This is a genomic window from Actinopolyspora xinjiangensis, from assembly GCF_900104475.1.
Lineage (GTDB): Bacteria > Actinomycetota > Actinomycetes > Mycobacteriales > Pseudonocardiaceae > Actinopolyspora > Actinopolyspora xinjiangensis.
Genome location: NZ_FNJR01000011.1, coordinates 77,426 through 94,639, shown reverse-complemented (window position 1 = coordinate 94,639; position 17,214 = coordinate 77,426). Strand labels below are relative to the sequence as shown.

At 65.8% G+C, this 17,214-nt stretch carries 23 protein-coding genes and 1 pseudogene; 17 read left to right on the top strand and 7 right to left on the bottom strand.

The genetic code is table 11. The features are described from left to right. Positions 1-547: 547 nt before the first annotated feature. A pseudogene (locus BLQ75_RS24740) lies at positions 548-1,132 on the top strand (radical SAM protein); the annotation flags it as partial. 123 nt (positions 1,133-1,255) lie between these two features. On the opposite strand, the gene BLQ75_RS24235 reads toward BLQ75_RS24740, so the two are convergent. After that, the gene (locus tag BLQ75_RS24235) at positions 1,256-1,624 is read right to left on the bottom strand and encodes a hypothetical protein (RefSeq protein WP_244515648.1); all 369 of its coding nucleotides are present in this window, start codon (positions 1,622-1,624) and stop codon (positions 1,256-1,258) included. A 60-nt stretch (positions 1,625-1,684) separates the two neighbouring features. On the opposite strand from BLQ75_RS24235, the gene BLQ75_RS24230 reads away from it, so the two are divergent. From BLQ75_RS24230 to BLQ75_RS16865, 4 genes are all read left to right on the top strand, one after another. Continuing rightward, entirely contained in the window at positions 1,685-2,242 is a 558-nt protein-coding gene (locus BLQ75_RS24230) for a class IV adenylate cyclase (RefSeq protein WP_084133907.1), read from the top strand. A 297-nt stretch (positions 2,243-2,539) separates the two neighbouring features. After that, the gene (locus BLQ75_RS16875) at positions 2,540-3,631 is read left to right on the top strand and encodes an IS30 family transposase (protein ID WP_425286468.1); all 1,092 of its coding nucleotides are present in this window, start codon (positions 2,540-2,542) and stop codon (positions 3,629-3,631) included. A 396-nt stretch (positions 3,632-4,027) separates the two neighbouring features. After that, entirely contained in the window at positions 4,028-4,807 is a 780-nt protein-coding gene (locus BLQ75_RS16870) for a DddA-like double-stranded DNA deaminase toxin (RefSeq protein WP_092603469.1), read from the top strand. Further along, positions 4,804-5,202, top strand: a complete 399-nt coding sequence (locus tag BLQ75_RS16865; protein WP_092603467.1) for an Imm1 family immunity protein — start codon at positions 4,804-4,806, stop codon at positions 5,200-5,202. The genes BLQ75_RS16870 and BLQ75_RS16865 overlap by 4 nt, the downstream gene beginning before the upstream one ends. Before the next feature lie 662 nt (positions 5,203-5,864). Here the strand turns inward: BLQ75_RS16865 and BLQ75_RS16860 are convergent. Genes BLQ75_RS16860 through BLQ75_RS16850 form a run of 3 tightly spaced genes read right to left on the bottom strand, consistent with a single transcriptional unit; the run spans position 5,865 to position 7,472 of the window. Further along, complete coding sequence (locus BLQ75_RS16860; protein WP_092603465.1) at positions 5,865-6,719, bottom strand: helix-turn-helix domain-containing protein; 855 nt, start codon at positions 6,717-6,719, stop codon at positions 5,865-5,867. A 16-nt stretch (positions 6,720-6,735) separates the two neighbouring features. Continuing rightward, a complete protein-coding gene (locus BLQ75_RS16855) occupies positions 6,736-7,269 on the bottom strand; it encodes a DUF6879 family protein (RefSeq protein WP_092603463.1) in 534 nt (177 codons plus the stop codon). Next, the gene (locus BLQ75_RS16850) at positions 7,269-7,472 is read right to left on the bottom strand and encodes a hypothetical protein (protein ID WP_092603461.1); all 204 of its coding nucleotides are present in this window, start codon (positions 7,470-7,472) and stop codon (positions 7,269-7,271) included. Before BLQ75_RS16850 ends, BLQ75_RS16855 begins: the two co-directional genes overlap by 1 nt. A 423-nt stretch (positions 7,473-7,895) precedes the next feature. On the opposite strand from BLQ75_RS16850, the gene BLQ75_RS16840 reads away from it, so the two are divergent. The 5 genes from BLQ75_RS16840 (at position 7,896) to BLQ75_RS16820 (ending at position 11,382) form a co-directional block, all read left to right on the top strand. Further along, positions 7,896-8,144, top strand: a complete 249-nt coding sequence (locus BLQ75_RS16840; protein ID WP_092603459.1) for a hypothetical protein — start codon at positions 7,896-7,898, stop codon at positions 8,142-8,144. Then, the gene (locus BLQ75_RS16835) at positions 8,141-8,575 is read left to right on the top strand and encodes a hypothetical protein (protein ID WP_092603457.1); all 435 of its coding nucleotides are present in this window, start codon (positions 8,141-8,143) and stop codon (positions 8,573-8,575) included. Before BLQ75_RS16840 ends, BLQ75_RS16835 begins: the two co-directional genes overlap by 4 nt. A 285-nt stretch (positions 8,576-8,860) precedes the next feature. Further along, complete coding sequence (locus tag BLQ75_RS16830) at positions 8,861-9,745, top strand: radical SAM protein (RefSeq protein ID WP_211481427.1); 885 nt, start codon at positions 8,861-8,863, stop codon at positions 9,743-9,745. Between the two features lie 12 nt (positions 9,746-9,757). Then, positions 9,758-10,507 (top strand): AAA family ATPase, encoded by a 750-nt coding sequence (locus tag BLQ75_RS16825; protein WP_425286466.1) that lies wholly within the window; start codon positions 9,758-9,760, stop codon positions 10,505-10,507. Further along, positions 10,504-11,382: a hypothetical protein gene (locus BLQ75_RS16820; RefSeq protein ID WP_092603455.1), complete on the top strand. Its 879-nt coding sequence runs from the start codon at positions 10,504-10,506 to the stop codon at positions 11,380-11,382. The genes BLQ75_RS16825 and BLQ75_RS16820 overlap by 4 nt, the downstream gene beginning before the upstream one ends. A gap of 374 nt (positions 11,383-11,756) precedes the next feature. On the opposite strand, the gene BLQ75_RS16815 is transcribed toward BLQ75_RS16820, so the two are convergent. Together BLQ75_RS16815 and BLQ75_RS16810 are read right to left on the bottom strand one after the other, a co-directional pair. Continuing rightward, on the bottom strand, positions 11,757-11,948 hold the full coding sequence (locus tag BLQ75_RS16815) for a DUF397 domain-containing protein (protein ID WP_092603453.1): 192 nt from the start codon (positions 11,946-11,948) through the stop codon (positions 11,757-11,759). Next, a complete protein-coding gene (locus BLQ75_RS16810) occupies positions 11,914-12,795 on the bottom strand; it encodes a helix-turn-helix domain-containing protein (RefSeq protein WP_170837540.1) in 882 nt (293 codons plus the stop codon). The genes BLQ75_RS16815 and BLQ75_RS16810 overlap by 35 nt, the downstream gene beginning before the upstream one ends. A 342-nt stretch (positions 12,796-13,137) precedes the next feature. On the opposite strand from BLQ75_RS16810, the gene BLQ75_RS16800 reads away from it, so the two are divergent. The 5 genes from BLQ75_RS16800 (at position 13,138) to BLQ75_RS16785 (ending at position 15,674) form a co-directional block, all read left to right on the top strand. Beyond that, entirely contained in the window at positions 13,138-13,401 is a 264-nt protein-coding gene (locus tag BLQ75_RS16800; protein WP_211481425.1) for a hypothetical protein, read from the top strand. Beyond that, complete coding sequence (locus BLQ75_RS23110; protein ID WP_139183011.1) at positions 13,394-13,735, top strand: hypothetical protein; 342 nt, start codon at positions 13,394-13,396, stop codon at positions 13,733-13,735. Before BLQ75_RS16800 ends, BLQ75_RS23110 begins: the two co-directional genes overlap by 8 nt. 266 nt (positions 13,736-14,001) lie before the next feature. After that, a complete protein-coding gene (locus BLQ75_RS16795; RefSeq protein ID WP_092603451.1) occupies positions 14,002-14,244 on the top strand; it encodes a hypothetical protein in 243 nt (80 codons plus the stop codon). Continuing rightward, positions 14,241-14,657, top strand: a complete 417-nt coding sequence (locus tag BLQ75_RS16790) for a hypothetical protein (RefSeq protein WP_092603449.1) — start codon at positions 14,241-14,243, stop codon at positions 14,655-14,657. Before BLQ75_RS16795 ends, BLQ75_RS16790 begins: the two co-directional genes overlap by 4 nt. Before the next feature lie 492 nt (positions 14,658-15,149). Further along, positions 15,150-15,674 carry a hypothetical protein gene (locus BLQ75_RS16785; RefSeq protein WP_092603447.1) on the top strand — a complete coding sequence of 175 codons (525 nt, stop codon included), beginning with the start codon at positions 15,150-15,152 and terminating at the stop codon, positions 15,672-15,674. A gap of 2 nt (positions 15,675-15,676) precedes the next feature. Here BLQ75_RS16785 and BLQ75_RS16780 read toward each other — a convergent pair whose 3' ends face one another. Next, positions 15,677-16,081: a DUF4229 domain-containing protein gene (locus BLQ75_RS16780; protein ID WP_211481424.1), complete on the bottom strand. Its 405-nt coding sequence runs from the start codon at positions 16,079-16,081 to the stop codon at positions 15,677-15,679. Between the two features lie 167 nt (positions 16,082-16,248). Here BLQ75_RS16780 and BLQ75_RS16775 point away from each other — a divergent pair, with 167 nt between their 5' ends. Both BLQ75_RS16775 and BLQ75_RS16770 read left to right on the top strand, forming a co-directional pair. Further along, on the top strand, positions 16,249-16,491 hold the full coding sequence (locus BLQ75_RS16775; RefSeq protein ID WP_092603691.1) for a BldC family transcriptional regulator: 243 nt from the start codon (positions 16,249-16,251) through the stop codon (positions 16,489-16,491). Positions 16,492-16,959: 468 nt separating this feature from the next. Further along, the gene (locus tag BLQ75_RS16770; RefSeq protein WP_092603689.1) at positions 16,960-17,145 is read left to right on the top strand and encodes a hypothetical protein; all 186 of its coding nucleotides are present in this window, start codon (positions 16,960-16,962) and stop codon (positions 17,143-17,145) included. The last annotated feature ends 69 nt before the right edge of the window (positions 17,146-17,214 follow it).

The following is a 17,214-nucleotide window of genomic DNA, read 5'->3' as shown; positions in this document are numbered from 1 at the left end:
ACGACGGAGGCTCGTGATGGCACTGCCGAAGCGCTGGAGAGGTAGCGGACTGTGCAAACACCCGTATCGACCGCACGAGCGACCCGCGCGGTAGCGAAACGCTCGTTCGCACGTGAGCAACGGACGCCGCGCCGAACACGGCGCACAACGAGAGCCGTCCGGGCGCGACGCCCCGAAGCACATCCGAGATTCACATACGAATCTCCACACGCAGCACCAGTCCCCGTGCCCTGGGGGCGAACCATGCCCTTGAAGACTCGGATCGAGGACGACGCACGCGTTTACGCGGTGGGCCTTCGAGGAGAGTTCGTTCGGCACGAAGTACCCGAACCCCCGGTGATACAGCTCCACGAAAGCCGCGAGGTCGTTATCGCCGAGTGTGGTTGCCTCGCCTTCCCGAGGTTCGGCACTCCTGCCCAACATTACGAGCGCTGCCCCGTCTGTCCACTTGGTCCGGACGGATCGCTGCATCGGTAACGCCGACGCCGGACCTTTTCGGCCGGCTCCGCTCCACCACACGAAAACTGTAATCAACGCGGGAAATCGAATGATGCCGGATGTCGCCGCGAACGTACCGACCTACGTGGACAAAGACACGACCTTGCGGATCAAAGTTGTGGACGCGTGCGGGATGACATGTACATTTTGCCACAACGAGGGCACGCCAGTCGTAGCCGACAACAGCCGCCGAACGGCCGGGGAGTTCGTCACAGCGGGCACCTCGGGACGTGTTTCCATCTATGCCGCGAGCAACGGGGCGAACTTCTTGCCCGCCACAGTAGAACCGAGCGAAGAGTATCAGCGTGCGCTCATCACGCTACGTGAGCTCGGGCTGACCGAGTTGCACATCACGGGAGGCGAACCCACTCTGCACCCCCGGTTGGTAGAGGTCGTGCGGCTCGCTCGTGACGTCGGTTACCGGGTACGCATGACCTCGAACGGCGAACACGGCGCTGATGTACTCGGGGCGTGCGCTCGCGCTGGGCTCGATCACGTGAACTTCTCTGTGTTCGGCACCACGGCGAGCGAGCTCGCTCAGGTACAGAGCACGCGGTTTCAGGACACGACACGTGCCGCGAGGAAGATCGAGGCGCTGCGTGCTTCCATAGCGACTTGCGAACGGTACGGCATCGGAGCACGGGCGAATATCGTCGTACTCGACGATACGCACGTCGAACGGGTTCACCGATTGCTCGACGAGTACTCGTCAACGATCTCGGTACGTCTGCTGAACAGCCTTGACCACGGGACGGCATCAGTAGCCGCGATCGAGCGCGTTCTCGCCGAACGAGGTGCGGTCGCCGTAGCGGACCACGTCACAGCGGGCGTGTCCGGTGCCCGCACCGAGTACCGCATGGCCGACGGTCGGCACATCTCGTTCAAGCGTCTGCGCCCCACGCGCTTGCCGGACACGTGTGCCGGATGTCGGTTCAACAACGGCACCGACTGCCAGGAGGGCTTCTACGGTTTGCGCCTGTACCGAGATCGCGACGGCCGGTGGATGGTCGGTGTTTGCATCCGGCGAATGGACCTGTGCCAACCTCTTGATGAGTTCCTGCACGGGGAGCTCGCCACCGAGGTCGTACGGTTCCGCGAAGCGGAGTACGCCCGACTGGCCCAGCACGCGAGTTCCCTACCCTCTTGTGTCCCGCGATCCTCACGTCAACGAAGGGCTCACCGCATCATGATGACCGAGCACGAGGCGAAGGTACTGGAGATCGATCCGGACGAATTCGAACACCGTGTAGTCGCGCTCGGCGGGCGCAGGATCGACGGAGCACGGCAACGCCGTTACGTCTACGACATCGTTCCTGGCGACCAATCACGATGGGTTCGCCTACGTGACACGGGTACTGAGACCACGCTCACGATCAAGGAGATCGCTGACGACGGTATCGACGGCACCACCGAAACCGAGGTCACGGTCTCGGACTTCGAAACGACCAACATCCTGCTCGGCAAACTGGGCTACCGACCGAAGGCGTACCAGGAGAACACGCGAGTGAGGTTCGAGCTCGACGGCGCCGAAGTCACCATCGACGCGTGGCCGCACATACCACCGTACGCTGAGATCGAAGCCGAGAGCACGTCAGCGGTACTCGCCGTCGCCGACCGACTCGGGTATGCCGAGCAGGACCTCACCGGCGAGAACACGACCAAAATCTACGCTCGGTACGGGATCGACCTCAGCTCGATCAGCTACCTGGCGTTCCCGGAGGACGCCAACGCGAAGCAATCGTGAACCGCTAGTGCGGCTCCAAGCACACGAACGATGTGCTATTCCCGTAGCGGAGTGCCAGAAAGCTCCTCGCTCCAAGCGGACGCTCGGAGGAAGTACGAACGAGGTGGTTCTCACAGTGCCTCCGTGCCGCTAGAATCCCAGCGCAGTGAGTGTAGGCCCCGCGCGTCGTGGGTTCTGCTGGTCGTTGCAACGCCTGAGTGTGTGGGGGTTGTGATGGGCCTGGAGAGGCGTGTGAGTGGTGGGTCTTTTCGGTTGGCGCAGGCGCGGGCGGAATACTTCCGGTTGATGCAGCAGGGTGTGTCCAGTCGTGAGGCGTGTCGTCGGGTGGGGGTGGATCCGCGTCGGGGCAAGATGTGGCGCAATGGTCGGGTGCCGAAGCCGCGGGGTGGGCGGGCAGAGGTGTCGGGGCGGTTTCTGTCTGAGTCGGAGCGGGTTCATATCGCTGATCGGTGTCGGGAGCGGGCCGGTGTGCGCGTGATTGCGCGGGAGTTGGGGCGTGATCCGTCCACGGTCAGTCGGGAGTTGCGGCGGAATTGCCAGCAGAATGGTGCCTATCGTCCGCACGGGGCGCATGCGCGGGCGCGGGCGCGTAGGCCTCGACCGAAGCGGGGCAAAATCGCCCGTGATGGGCGGCTGCGGCAGGTGGTGGAGACCAAGCTGGGGCATCAGTGGAGTCCGGAGCAGATCGCTGCGTATCTGCGGCGGCGGTTTCCGGGCCAGCCTGACCGGCATGTGGTGCACGAGACGATCTATCAGGCGATGTATCACCGTCATCGGGGGCGGTTGCGGCAGCATAGTTGTCGGCAGTTGCGCAGTGGGCGTCGTCGGCGGCGGTCTCGGCGGGAAACGCGGCAGCGGCAGCACTTCTTCGTGACTCCGTCGGTGATGCTGGATCATCGTCCGGCCGAAGCCGCTGATCGTGCTGTGCCCGGTCATTGGGAAGGCGATCTGCTCATTGGGCGCAATAACGCGACCGCGATCATTACCTTGGTTGAGCGCACCACGCGCTATGTGACATTGGTGGCTTTGCCGTGGGGACAAACGCCCCAGCATGTCAACACGGCGTTGCGGCGCAGTCTAGCCCGCGTTCCTCGTCATCTCACCCGGACGTTGACCTGGGATCAGGGCAGCGAGCTGGCCTACCACGAGGAGTTCACTGCTCGTACCGGCATCCCGGTGTTTTTCTGCGATGCGGCCAGCCCGTGGCAACGCGGCAGCAACGAAAACACCAACCGGCTGCTGCGCCAATACTTCCCGAAAGGCACCGACCCTCCCCGGCAGCAAACCCAGCTCACCGACATCGCTCGCGAACTCAACACCCGACCCCGCAAAACCCTCAACTGGGACACCCCCAAACACCGATGGACTACACTACTGACCAGCAAATAACCAACCACCGTTGCAACGACCCCACGAATCCGCCACGCGCGGGGATGGACCGACTCCTCATCAATCCCATCCCCTGCCGACCCAGTAGGCCCCGCGCATGCGGGGATGGACCCAACACCATCGCCATCGGAGGCAGCGAACCCTCGTAGGCCCCGCGCACGCGGGGATGGACCGTGCGGATGCTCCCGCGGCGTATCGCGGTAGACGTAGGCCCCGCGCACGCGGGGATGAATCGAAGGAACGCCCCCACACGGCAGGCATCGAAGAGCCCCGAGCAGAAAGCTCGCTCATGAGTCGAGACATCCGGCGAAGCCCTCGCGCTGCGGCAAGCCAGAAGGCATCCTCGGAAAACGACGCGAATCACCGAACGAGCACGCGGCCGGTTCGTAGCTCACCATGAGCGCGTTGGAGGAAATCGGGCGGTCACTGGCGATCACCACCACGAAAGCCACCGAAGCCCAGGAAGCGATCGTCGCGGCCGGAAGCACCTGGAACCAACGAGGACAGGAACTCACCGAACGCCTGTCCGGCACCAACGACCCGAACGCCCAACACCTCCTGAACCAGCACGAGACCACCGCCGAAGACATGCGGCAAGCTTGGCGCAAGATCACGCTGGCCCTCCGCACCATCCAGCGCTACCGCACCAGCATCGAAGGGGAACCGGCTCCGCTGGAGACACCCCGATCGGAGGCGGGTTCCGTACGGACATCCGAGCCGGTCAAGAGCCCGCACGGTGACTCCTACCCACCACAAGCCGCTGGCCTGGCGGAACACTTGGACAAGCGCGTGATCCCTGGCGTGGGTGAGAAGACGATGGGAGTCGGTCGCTTCGGCGAGGACGGGCATCCGCTTCCCCCGATGCGCTCCGGGATGAGTGAACACTACTCGCAGATCATCCGCGAACGTCTGAAGCGCGCGGGTGTCAACCCCAGATGGGTGGATGGCCACGTGGAAGCGAATTTCGCGGCCCTGATGATCGACAGCGCACAGCCACACGGGGAGCTGGCGATCAACAACGTCCCGTGCGGGATCGAGCGGCAACGAAACTTCCCCAACACGTGTGACAAGGCGCTGCCGAGTCTTCTACCGGAGGGGTATAGCTTGACGGTCTACGGAAGCGGACAGGACGGGTCCACGTTCACGAAGACGTACAGGGGACAGGGACACCCATGACATCGAACGCGATTGCCTCCGAGCTGCTGACCGAAGGCGGAATCGACGTGGGCGAACTTCCCGCTGATCTGGACGTGATCGATCTCCTTCAGGAGGCGAACGAGCGGCAACCGCAGCAAGCGTGGTCGTTCTTCGTGAACATCTCGGATGGCGCCGCGACCGAGTTCTCGGTCGGGCTCGACGGTGACCGTGGTGTCGTCACGTGGTGGGACGGGCAGGATTCCTTTCGTCCGGCGCACGGCTCGAACACCGAACCCGTGGACTACTGGCGCGGTGGCCACCACTCCCAGCTTCCGGCGGGTTACGAGATCAGCGCCGAAGACACGCTCGCGGCCCTGCGGGAGTTCCTGCGCACGCATGAGTGCCCGACGAACATCGAGTGGGTGATGGAGTGACCTGAACGCACAGCACGAACTCCCCGCGCCGACTACGGAGAGCGCCGTGCCGCTACGGACGAACAACGCGCTACCTCACGAACGAAACCCCGCCAGCCTCCTTTCACCGACGCCGCTGAGGTGTGCCGGGAGACCGTGGCAACCCTGACCGGATGTTGCGATCCGGGCCGGAACCTCAAACCCACAATGGTCATTCGATGACTCGGTAAGCGGCTCTTCTTCAGTACTCAGCGGAGCCCCCGCCAGCACGACCGAATCTCGTCACCGCGCCCCCAGGACGCCGAAGAGGGGAAGAACGAAGTGGTTCTCACAACGCTTTCCCACTGCTAAAATCCCAGCGCAGTGAGTGTAGGCCCCGCACGCGCGGGGATGGACCCGAGTGACGGTGATGACGTGGGATGTTGTTGCGGTAGGCCCCGCACGCGCGGGGATGGACCCTCTTCTCGCCAGGCGCGGATGTATCGACGAAGGTAGGCCCCGCGCACGCGGGGATGGACCGCAACGCCTTGGCTGTGGTCGGTCGTGCAGCCATTGGTTCTGCGGGCCCCGCATGACGAGAGGCAGGGGCTGTTCCTGATCCTGCTACGAAAACCGCCCGGTGCCGTCGGCCGGAACTGGGGGGTTCGTTGCAGGATGTCGACCGGAGCGAAGGTCTCGGTTGTTCAGTCTTCGAGCTTGTCGCGATAGAGCTCGGTAAGGCGTTGCAGGATCGCGCTCGCGTCGTTCCCTACGTCGGCGGCGGACCAGAGCTGGTCGGCGAGCGTCTCGTACACGCCGATCTGGTCCGGGTCGGTGATACGGAGCTCCGCGGTGATGTTCTCGACGAGTACGTGGTCGTCGAGGATCCAGAATCCGTGAATCGGTGTGTGCGGCAGAGTTCGCCCAGCCGGAAGTATGCCCATCCGCAGGTTCGGCAGCGCGAGGATGGTGTTCAGCCGGTCCAGCTGTGCGATCATGTCAGCCGGTGGGACCACGGAGTGCAGCAGAGCTGATTCCGTGATCAGGATGTCGATCCGTTTATCCGGTTCGTAGAGGACTTCCTGTCTGCGAAGACGTTCGCGTACCGCCTCGTCGGGATCACGCTCAGTGCCGTGAAGGTCCGATTGAGTGGTGAAGACGGCCCGTGCGTAGTTGGCCGTCTGGACCAGGCCGGGAACGAGAGCTGTGCTGAGACCACGAATCCTCGTCGCGTGTTGTTCGAGGCGAGCTATCTGGGACTGGCGACCCTGATGACCGCCCCGAAGTTGACGGCGCCATGTGACCTCTTCGACGCGCAACTCACGCAGCTCGTCGAGAACCCGCTGCACAACCGGCTCCGATGCTCCGCAGGCATGCAGCCAGTCGACGACATCGGAGTCGGTGGCAGTCTGTCTTCCCGTCTCCAGTTTGGAGACCTTGGATTGGGTCCATCCCTCTCCGAGGGCGTAGGAGAAGTCGCGTCCGTTCAGCCCTGTCTGCGCTCTGAAACCGCGTAGGCGTTCGCCGAACTGTGCGCGCCGCTCGTCGAAGGTGGCCACTCGCTTCGTGCTCCTTCTACGTTCCCATCGGACTCGTCTCGTAACTCGTGGAGTGTTGCCACGCTATCCGAGCCCACTCACGATACTGACTGACAGTGTCCGAGGCGGTGATGAACTCGGCGCCCGTGAAGTTCCCGCTTTCGTCGAAGTGCATCGTCGTTACCCATCGCGCGTCGAACATCCAGAAGTCATGTCCAGGCAGTTCGAGTTCGCCGGCTCGGGACTCCGATAGCGTCCGGATGTCCTCACCGGCCGGGATGTTGCAGCGCAGTGCCAGAGCACGCGCGTAGAGCTGGTAAGAAGTCATGGGTTCTGCCAGTACCCGTACCCGTTGAAAACGGGCACCGTGCTCGGTTCGGCTTCTGACCGTTTCCAACCAGGGGTGTATCCATGTGTCGTCCGGTGGTTGTCCGGTGAGGAACCGATGCAGCGGCTCCGCTCCGTCCGAACCTTGATAGTGCCGGTGTACTTCCAGCCGAAACGCGCTGTCTCGGAACCTGGTGAACAACCTCCGTAGCTCGTCACGCCCGGTTATCGTGCACTCCGTCATCACGCTTCCTCGGCAAAGCTCAGCAGTGCTTTGGGGATCTCCACGGCGCTCTCAGTCTCCGGCAGGCCACGTTCGTGCAACGTCCGCAGTGCTTCGGAGTCAGTGATCTTGTATCCCTGAACGACATAGGTGCCGCGATCCGTCTCGTACAGATTGGGGCATGCATCGCTGCCGCTGGTCGTGCCCAAGAACCTCAGTTGCATGACCTCTCCTCACTGGAGCTTTGCTGATCCTTAGTGCGAATCATGCAAGCATCAAGGGGATTGAGTCCAGCAAGGAACTTGCTAGTTCACCTAATTGGATGCATTTGATGCTCATCATAGAGATGATTCTTGATTGATTCTCATTGATGGTGCAGGCTGCACCCGATGAGTTGAGCCAAGCAAGCTGTAGTGGAGGTCAGTGATGCCGGAGAGCTATGACGTGTCGTATCCGGGTGTGCGGGTGTGGTGTCGGAATGAGGTGGGGGTGTCGTCGTTGTTGGTGTGGATCTCGCGGTGGTCGCCGGGGTTGGTTCGGATCGAGACGCCGACGGTGTTTAACCGGACGGTGTGGACGGTGGAGCAGGCTCGTGTGTTGCGGGATGTGTTGGATGCGGCGGTGCGGTGTGCTGGGGGTGATGCTCGGTGACCAGTTATGCGGGCAGGTTGGGGATGTGGTTGGCCCATGAGCAGTGGAAGCTGGAGCAGGCCTCCTACGACATCCCGGCGCGGCGGGCCACCCCCAGGCAGTGCGCGGAACTCGCCGGGGTGTTGCAACGACTCTCCGATGAGCTGCGCGACTACGCGGCCGGGCTCGCCTTCAGCGGCGGGCAGCCGCCGGAGTCGGGGTCGATCGACCCCGACGAGCCCCCCGGAGGGGAGGATCAGCGATGAGTGCGCCGCCGGTGCTGCTGGCCACGGCCGTGGTGCTGACGGGGGCCGTGCTCGTGCTGGGCGGCTGGGGTCATCGGGCCGGCTACCGGCCGCGCCACGCGGGCGGCAGTGGCCCGGCCGCCAGACGGTTGGCCGCACTCAGGTTGGAGCACTACGCCCGGGACGAGTACCCGACCGTCGAGTTGATCGGCTGGCCACTCTGCGATCCGGACGAGCAGCCGCACCTGTTCGGGCCGGCCCCACCCGCCCCGGTGGCGCCCTCACTGGTATCGAGACCGGAGTCCCCACCGGCCGTGCCGACTCCCACCAGCCCGACCGCTATGAATACCGCTACCGCTGCTTCAGCTTCCTCCCCTGAATCAGCATCGGCACCGGAGCCTCCCGAGCTGGCACTCATGCGCCGCGTCCTCGACGAGCTGCACCGCCTCTAGATACCTCAGCATCATTCCGATCTTCCGTCCCCCGCGGTCCACTCCCCGTGAAGACCGACCCGGAACCGTGCTCTCGGCACGCCCCCGACAACCGCGGAGACACACCGGGCCGGTGGTGGCCGGTCGTCAATTTCCCAGGAAACGTACGCACCGCCACCACCAAACCCCGCCCTACCAGCCGTGAAGGCGGGAAACACACCTGTTGCCTGGTCGACGCCGAGCGGCGTTCTGACAACGCCGCCGGTGGAACGCGTTCGAGATCATCGACTTTTATTGGAGATTGCCTTGCGCGACTTGTCGTTCGTTTGGCTGGAGATCACCGGAAAATGTCAGCTGGAATGCACCCACTGTTACGCCGATTCCGGTCCTCGCGGCAGCCACGGAAACATGACCGAGGCCGATTGGTGCCGCGTCCTCGATGAAGCCGGACGACTCGGTACTCGGCTGGTGCAGTTCATCGGGGGCGAGCCCACCCTGCACCCTTCCTGCTCCGCTCTGGTGGACCATGCCCTGAACAGACGAATGCACGTCGAGGTGTTCTCGAACCTGGTGCACGTGCGCCCCGCCATGTGGGAAGTGCTTTCTCGGCCGGGAGTGCGGCTGGCGACCTCGTACTACTCCGATGATCCGGCCGAACACGCGGCTGTGACGTGGCGCGACACCCACGCACGGACGAAGGCCAACATCGCCGAAGCCGTCCGCCGCTCGATACCGCTGCGAGTGGGGGTCGTGGATCTCGCCGACACGCAACGCAGCGAACAGGCCGTGGCCGAACTACGAGAACTCGGAGTCACCGATATCGGAACCGACCGGCTGCGTCAGGTTGGTCGCGGCATCCGGGAAGCCGAGACCGGCCCGGACCAACTGTGCGGACACTGCGGCGACGGCGCGGTCGCGATCGCTTGCGACGGTGAAGTGTGGCCCTGCGTGTTCGCCCGCTGGATGCCCGTCGGAAACGCCCGCGAGAACACCCTGTCCGAAATCCTCGCCGGTAACCGCATGTACTCCGTCGAACGACAGCTGCGTGACCACTTCGACGCGGCCTCCGAAGCGGCGTGCGATCCTAAGTGCGGACCGAACTGCGGTCCAGCCTGCAATCCTTCGTGCTGGCCTACCGGGGCGGGTCCGTGTGGCCCCAAGTGCGGGTGCCAGCCGAACTACGACGCCTAGGAGACCTGCCGGGTGTTCGTGCGACGAGCCCGCGTACGCGAGCGGGATGCCCCCGACCGCGCCGAACGCGGTCGGTGGCCGTTCACGGTGCCGTGCGTGACCGAGCTCGTCGAACACGGCCTGACTTTCCGGGCTCCGGTTACGTTCCTGGTGGGGGACAACGGTTCCGGCAAGTCCACGCTGGTGGAGGCCGTCGCCGAAGCGTTCGGACTCGATTCCTACGGAGGCAAGCTCGCCGCGAAGCGCGGGCACCCCGAACCGAGCACGACCGAACTCGGGCAGCGGCTGAGCCTGGAGACGACCCCGGCGGGCTCGCGGATGCTCGGCGGGCCACGCTCGAAGAAGCAGGGGTTCTTCCTGCGCGCGGAGACCGCGTTCCGGATGACCGAGCGACTCGGCGGCGTCCCCGGTTACTGGGAGCCGGACACCAGCTCGATGTCGCACGGCGAAGGTTTCCTGACCGTGTTCCACGAGATGATGGCCAGCCCGGGGTTCTACGTCATGGACGAACCAGAAGCAGCGCTGTCCTTCACCTCCTGCCTGCGCTTGGTGGCACTGCTGCATCAGCTCGGCGAGAGCGGTGCCCAGGTCGTCTGCTCCACCCACTCGCCGATTCTGGCCTCCACTCCCGGTGCGGACATCCTCGAAGTGGGCGAGCAAGGAATCGACCGAGTAGAGTGGCGAGAGCTGGAGCTGGTCGACCACTGGCGGCGCTATCTCGACAACCCCGACACCTACCTGCGTCACCTGCTGGACACATGAGCCCCACCGAGTCCGAGACCGCCCGGGCCGACCGCGAGTTCGCCGCCTGGATGCGTGAGAACCTCGACCACTCGGCCGAACACTTCGGACTCAGCGCTCTCGGCGAACCGGTTTACGGCTGGCGGCTGCTGTCCATCGGGGCTCCCGCGTTCGGCGCTGACGGAAGGTACTGGCTGCGCGTGGTCACCGAGGAACCCCGTTGGGCCTACGGTGACCGGTGGCGGGGAAACACCGATGCGAACGCCGTCACCGGCATCCGCAAACCCCGCGTGCTCACCACCCACGAATGGGAGATCCCCGGGATCCGCCGCCAACGCGCCGAGCTCATGACCCACCTGGCCGGGCATCCCTGCGGTGGTGAGGACGCGCTCCACGAAGAGATCCAGCTCCCCGACTCCTGGTGGCGCGAGCTGCGCGGCGGACTCGATCATCTGGCCACCGTTCCCACCGAACGCGAGCACAAGAACGCGGCGGAAGTCGCCGAACGGCTCGAACGAGTCGGCGCGCACCACGCGGTGCGGCGATGGGAGAACGCAGGACGCTGGGAAACCGTGCACGGGGATCTGCACTGGACGAACCTGCTTTGTCCGGAGTTCGGGCTGCTCGACTGGACACTGTGGGGACGCGGACCAGTGGGCACCGACGCGGCCACGCTGTACTGCTACAGCCTGCTCGCGCCGCGAACGGCCGAGACAGTGTGGCGAACCTTCGCCGACGTGCTGGAAACCCCGAACGGCGAGATCGCGCTGCTGCACGTGGCGGCTCGGTTGCTGCGCCGAGTCGAGATCGGTGATCACCCCGAGCTGGCGGCACCGCTCAGGGAACTGGTCCGGCGAATCCGATCCCGTTACCGTTCGACTGAAGCAGACTCGTGACGGAGTGGTGTTCACAGCGTCTTCGCCGCGCTAGAATCCCAGCGCAGTGAGTGTAGGCCCCGCGCACGCGGGGATGGACCGTCCTTCGGGCGCGGCCCGGTTTCACCGCGTTCGTAGGCCCCGCGCACGCGGGGATGGACCGTTCGCCGACCGGCGGGTGGTGACGTATCCGGCGTAGGCCCCGCGCACGCGGGGATGGACCCAACGCGACGCTGGAGACCACCCACCGGCGGTGGTAGGCCCCGCGCACGCGGGGATTGGCTGTCCGGGTGTGGTGGCTACGAGGGCGCCTCAGCGCCGGACAGAACGAGCGGGAGTGGCACGAAAAAGCGCCTCCGGAACGCATCCGGAGGCGCTGGATTTCACACGCGGAATCAGTCGAACTTCTCGGCCTTCACCGCACCGATGAACGCCGCCCACTGAGCGCCGGTCGTGGTGAAGTACCCGGCCGAACGATCCTTCGTGTCACGCACCGCCGCGCCGTCCGCGATACGGCCGACCTCGACACAGCTCGTACGTTGTCCTGAGCGACTAGACTTCCGCCATCCTTGGGGGTGTATCGTCAATGTCGTTCTCCTTTTCGTCTGCACAGTTGGCGATGAACTCTGCCGACGCCTCGGGGCTCATCGCCACTTCGTGCAGGTTAGTAACCGCATCCTGATACGCCTTTGCGGTACCCGGGTTGTGCAGGGACACCGACGAGTGGTACTGCTCCATGTGCACGATCGGCGTAGCTTTCGGGAACTCGAACAGGATGAACGAGCCCATGTGCGCCGGGTGCAGCGAGGTCGCTCCGATCCGCACCACGCGCACATCGACATTGTCCCATTCGCTCATCTTCACAACGTGTCGAAGCTGTTCGGCCATGACCGCATGGCCGCCGATGGATTCGAGCAACGCCGCCTCGGAGATGAAGCACGTCAGGTGTGGCGCCTTCGGCTTCATCAGTACTTCGCGACGGCCTACCCGCATCAACACCATCGTTTCGATTTCGTCGAGCGAGAGATGTTGCATCACCGCTCGTGCGTAGTCCGACGTCTGCAACAGTCCGGGGATCACACCGGTAGCGACTTCGGTGATGTGACTGGCGCTGCGCTCGAACTCGATGAGCGTGGTCAGCTCCTTGCGTGCTCCAGACGTGGCTGTCGATAGCCAATCGAGCTTGTCCGCGTCACGGGCCATATTCGTGAGCCGATCTCGCGTTTGGGCGGGTGCACCGAGGGTTGTTATGTAGGCGGCAACGAATTCGGAGGCGGGAACTGTTTCGCCCGATTCGTAACGTTGTAGACGAACGTGACTCACCTCGAGCTCTTTGGCGAGATCCCGCAGGCTATACCCTGCGTTTTTTCGTACCTCACGCAGTTCCGCGCCAAGTGCACGTGCTTTCGGCGTTCCTCCACTGTTTCGTCGCATGAAACAAACACTAACCAGATGTGTGTTCCTTAAACGATCCCCCGTTTAGGGGATTGTTTATAAGTTTCAGTTAGCGGCAATCTGTTTCGCGTAACGATGCAACGATTCGACGGAGCACTTAACAGCTATGCCACAGACGTACGACTGGACAGGTTTCGGAGTACGGGTGAGATGCCGCCACGAGGCCGGACCCGATTCACTGCTGGTTTGGCGGTCACAGTGGACGCCTCAGGTGATTCGGATCGAGACCCCCACGGTCTACAACCGCACCGCGTGGACGATCGAGCAGGCCCGGCAGCTGCGGGACGTGCTCGACGCCGCGATCCGGGCGGGCGAGCGGTCATGAGCCAGCCGCACACCCAGCTGTCGGTCTTCCTGCGACAGGGCGAGTGGCTGCTGGACGAAGCCGCCTTCGCGGTCGGCGGGCAGCACTACAGCCCCACCCAGTGCCGCCGGGCCGCCACCGTGCTGGACGAGCTCGCCGCCGCGCTGCGCCAGCACGCCGACCTGCTGCCCTCCGGGGAACCAACCACCGGCGAGCTGCCCACTGGCGAACCGCCCACCGAACCCCCGCCCGACGACAGGGACGACGAGCCGGATGGCTGACACGCGACCCCCTGAGCGGGCACTGCCCCCGGACGCACCACCCCACGACGCGCCACCACCGGTAGCACTGCCCGCCGGGACACCGCCCGGCCCGCCGCGCGCCGACGCGGCCCCCACCGAGATCATGCCCACCGTCAGATCGGGGCGCTGGTCCCGCTGGCACGGCACGCTCCCCCTGGCGACCGTCACCAGGCGCCGACCGGGCAGCAGCACCCTCCCAGAACGCCCCACCGAAACCGACACACCGACCACGCTCGCCCCACCACACCCCCAGCTGCTCGCCCGCGTCCTCGCCGGACTCCGCGCCCTGCCGAACCACGGCCCGGCCCCGTGACCTCCGACATCCGGAGCCAGGCCGTCCACCGCCCCGGCCGGGCGGCATCCACCCCAGCACGCCGCACACGCCTCCCCGTCCCCGACACGGCGCGACACGGCCACCACCCGAAGCGACACGACGACAGCCCGGAACGACACGACGAATTCCCGACACGACAACCACGACGACGCGGAAAGGACGACGCGAATGCCCACCGCCGAACGCGGTTCCACCCGCACGCGACCGCCCCGGCAGCACACGGTGCCGCGCGCCGGTGATGCCTCATGACCGGCCCCTCGGCACGGCCGAACCCCACCCCGTCCCACGACCCGGAGCGCCTGGAACGAACCATGCGCGACATCGCGGCCGGGCGGGCCACCGCCCGGCAGTGCGCCGAAACCGCCTCGGCACTGCGACACCTCTCCCACGAACTGAGCGACTACGCCGCCGCACTCGCCTTCGGCGGTCGACCACCGACCACCGGAACGACCCCCGAACAACCACGGAACCACAAAGGACCCGAATGAACACCCATCCCGCCATGCTGCTGGGCACGGCGGTGCTGCTGGCGGGCACCGCGATCGTGCTCACCCTGTGGGGAAACCGCGCCTGCTACCGTCCCCGCCACGCGGGCGGCAGCGGCCCCGCCGCCCGACGGCTGGCCGCGCTGCGGCTGGAGTCGTACTTCCGGCGCGAACACCCCACCACCGAAGTCATCCGCTGGCCGCTGTGCGACCCGGACCGGCACCCTAGGCCGTTCGCACCCGCGCCACCACGAGCGATCCCGGCACCCGGCCCACCGACTCCGGCCCCCGCACCACCGGACTCCGGCACAACCTCCGGGAACAGCGCACCCACGGGCGTGTCGGGCGACCCCGGCACCGAGCACCCCGAGCTCGCACTCATGCGCCGCGTGCTCGACGGGCTCCACCGGCTATAGAACCGCCCCGCCCACCCGCACCGCCGTTCCGGTGCACCACGGCAAAACCGCCGCAGCATTCCCGCCGACCGAGAGCTCGTCGGTTTTCCCGCGAGATCCCCACCCCTGCCCGGCAGCACCGCCCCGGCCACCCGGCCGGGGCAAGACCCCCGGAGAACAACTGGGACGAACGGATAAGGCGAGGTCACCGGTTCGGGCAACTCCCCTTCCGGCCCTCCTTCCGGGCTGACTAGCTTCGCGGCCACGAGACGAAGAACGGAACCCCCGCCGCACGCCCCCGCACGCCGCGAGAAGGACGAATGTCCGCACCGGAGAAACCCGCCTGAAACGGAACGGGTACGCGCCCCCGACCGGAACATTCCACACCAAACAGACCACCGCCGACGGGAAACCTCAAGCGCGTGGATCTCAGGTGCGGCTTCATGGACTGCATCGAGCGCGGGAAGTGCGTACTACCTCCTCATCGAGAGCTCCCCGGACATTCCCGTCACGGTGCACCCGGAGTTCGAGCACCCGGACCTGACGCCGCCGGCAGCGTCCGAGGACGCGAAGGTCTTGGACCTCGACGGCTGGGAGAACCAGGGCTACCTCCAGCGGGAGATCCCCACCAACAGAGGAGTGCGCTACACGCTCTCCTACCGGGCCGGATTCGACACGCGTGAGCTCGCCGGCGGCAGCGAGAAGGCCGAGACGAGCTTCACCGCGCAGTCCGCGCTGACCGTCATCCGGCTGGTCGATCGGACGGGGCCGATACAAAACCCCAGCAGGAACCGGGAAGGCGCGACAGGGACGGACACCACGGGAATATCCGCGCGGAAAGCGGGAATCTCCGAGGACGACGATGACGACCACGACGACAGCGGGAAAGACCGCGAGCAATCGCTGAAAGAGCCGGAGGAGCGCCGGAAGAACCGCCGGCGCGAGGACAGCGCGCCGCTCGCGAACCCACCGGGCGGATCACTCGCGCCCCGCCCGGAGACCGGGAACCCGGCGCACGAAACCGAAAAACCCAGGTGAGATCAGTCACTCCTGGCCTCGGGGTCGGGCTCCTCCTCGCCCACCGGCGGGTCGGGCTCGACCTCGTCGGCCTCGCCGCGCAGCTGCGCCCGCAACTGCTCTTTACGTTCCGAGCGCTCGGCGGCGCGCTCGGCCATCCCCGCCGCCACCCTGCGGCGCAGTCGGGAGAAAACCACCAGGGAAAGCGGCATGGCCACCACCACCGCGACGGCCAGCGCCACCAGCAACGGAACCCGAAAGAGCACCAACACACCCGCCAGCACGGCGAGCATGCCGAACCTGGCGACGGTGTAGAGCGCGATGTCGAGCGCGAGCGCGCCACCACGCGGTGCTTCGCCCCGCTCCGTAGTCGCCCCGGAGCGCGGTTCCTCCGAGCCCCCGGGCGTTTCCTGCTGCTGTTGTCGCACGTCAACCAGGGTATAGGACGACTCGGGGAGCCGTCGCTCCGCCCGAACCGCACCTTTCGTCCCTTACTTTCCCTTTACCTGGACCCAACGGTTCGAGTACCCGGCCTCATCAGTGCCAGGATGCGACCGGAATGCCCGGATACCATCCTTCGACCGTGGAGGTCACAGTGACAGCGTCGACCCAACAGATCCCGCAGAACGGCCAGGACCATCTGCTCACGCCAGGCGAGGTCGCCGCTATGTTCCGGGTTGACCCGAAAACCGTGACCCGATGGGCCACCGCGGGCCGGATCGGTTCGATCCGCACCCCGGGCGGGCACCGCCGCTTCCGCGAGTCCGAGGTCCGCACGATGCTGGCCGAGCTGACCAACGACGCGGAGATGACCAACGGAATCGGCACCGCCCACTGAGACGGGCACCCGCCCGACTCCCCCGGAGTCGGGGAAGACGGCCCGGCCGAGCCGGCGCCTTGCTGTGTGGCAGGGCACGAGGACCTCGACGTCACGTACCCTGCCGCCCGGCAGTGCACCCGGCTCGGCCCCGGCCGAGACCTCCCACCGTCCGCCCCGGCGCCGACCCCGAAACGGAACCGCCGCCACGAGGGCACCGAGACGGGCCACTCCGTCACCCGCGTTCCCGGCGGGACGACCCGCCGGACGAGGCGTTTCTCACCGGACCACGCGACATCCGTCACCACATCGCGGGATCATCGATGCCGTGCCCGGCTTTCCCGACCGGTTATCATTGAACTTCGCACGCCACACGGATCGGACAAATCCCCGCGCCGCGGCCGGCGATCCGGCATGCGGCAACGAACCACGGGACGACAACGCTCCCGGACGGATCCGCTACCCGGCGGAACAACGGAGGTGACCACGATGGTCTACATCCTGGCGGCGATCGGCGCCGTGACGCTCGTCGTGCTGCTCTGGCAGGGATTCGGCCCCACTGGCGGTATATCCGGCAAGGGTACCGAGCCGCCCGAACGCCCCGCCCCGGACGACGACCCCGAATTCCTCCGCAGGATCTCCGAACAGCAACGCAAACCCCGCGACGAGAACTGAAGGCCCCCGGGCCGGTACCCGTGGTCGGGTTCCGGCCGCCGGGAGCGCCGATCTCCCACGAAATCGCCG

Bases quoted from the DNA above. Each gene is read 5' to 3' on its own strand.
- BLQ75_RS24230 (WP_084133907.1), top strand. From the start codon at position 1,685: ATGATGACCGAGCACGAGGCGAAGGTACTGGAGATCGATCCGGACGAA.
- BLQ75_RS16870 (WP_092603469.1), top strand. From the start codon at position 4,028: ATGAGCGCGTTGGAGGAAATCGGGCGGTCACTGGCGATCACCACCACG.
- BLQ75_RS16865 (WP_092603467.1), top strand. From the start codon at position 4,804: ATGACATCGAACGCGATTGCCTCCGAGCTGCTGACCGAAGGCGGAATC.
- BLQ75_RS16855 (WP_092603463.1), bottom strand. From the start codon at position 7,269: ATGACGGAGTGCACGATAACCGGGCGTGACGAGCTACGGAGGTTGTTC.
- BLQ75_RS16850 (WP_092603461.1), bottom strand. From the start codon at position 7,472: ATGCAACTGAGGTTCTTGGGCACGACCAGCGGCAGCGATGCATGCCCC.
- BLQ75_RS16835 (WP_092603457.1), top strand. From the start codon at position 8,141: ATGAGTGCGCCGCCGGTGCTGCTGGCCACGGCCGTGGTGCTGACGGGG.
- BLQ75_RS16820 (WP_092603455.1), top strand. From the start codon at position 10,504: ATGAGCCCCACCGAGTCCGAGACCGCCCGGGCCGACCGCGAGTTCGCC.
- BLQ75_RS16810 (WP_170837540.1), bottom strand. From the start codon at position 12,795: ATGCGACGAAACAGTGGAGGAACGCCGAAAGCACGTGCACTTGGCGCG.
- BLQ75_RS16800 (WP_211481425.1), top strand. From the start codon at position 13,138: ATGAGCCAGCCGCACACCCAGCTGTCGGTCTTCCTGCGACAGGGCGAG.
- BLQ75_RS23110 (WP_139183011.1), top strand. From the start codon at position 13,394: ATGGCTGACACGCGACCCCCTGAGCGGGCACTGCCCCCGGACGCACCA.
- BLQ75_RS16795 (WP_092603451.1), top strand. From the start codon at position 14,002: ATGACCGGCCCCTCGGCACGGCCGAACCCCACCCCGTCCCACGACCCG.
- BLQ75_RS16790 (WP_092603449.1), top strand. From the start codon at position 14,241: ATGAACACCCATCCCGCCATGCTGCTGGGCACGGCGGTGCTGCTGGCG.
- BLQ75_RS16770 (WP_092603689.1), top strand. From the start codon at position 16,960: ATGGTCTACATCCTGGCGGCGATCGGCGCCGTGACGCTCGTCGTGCTG.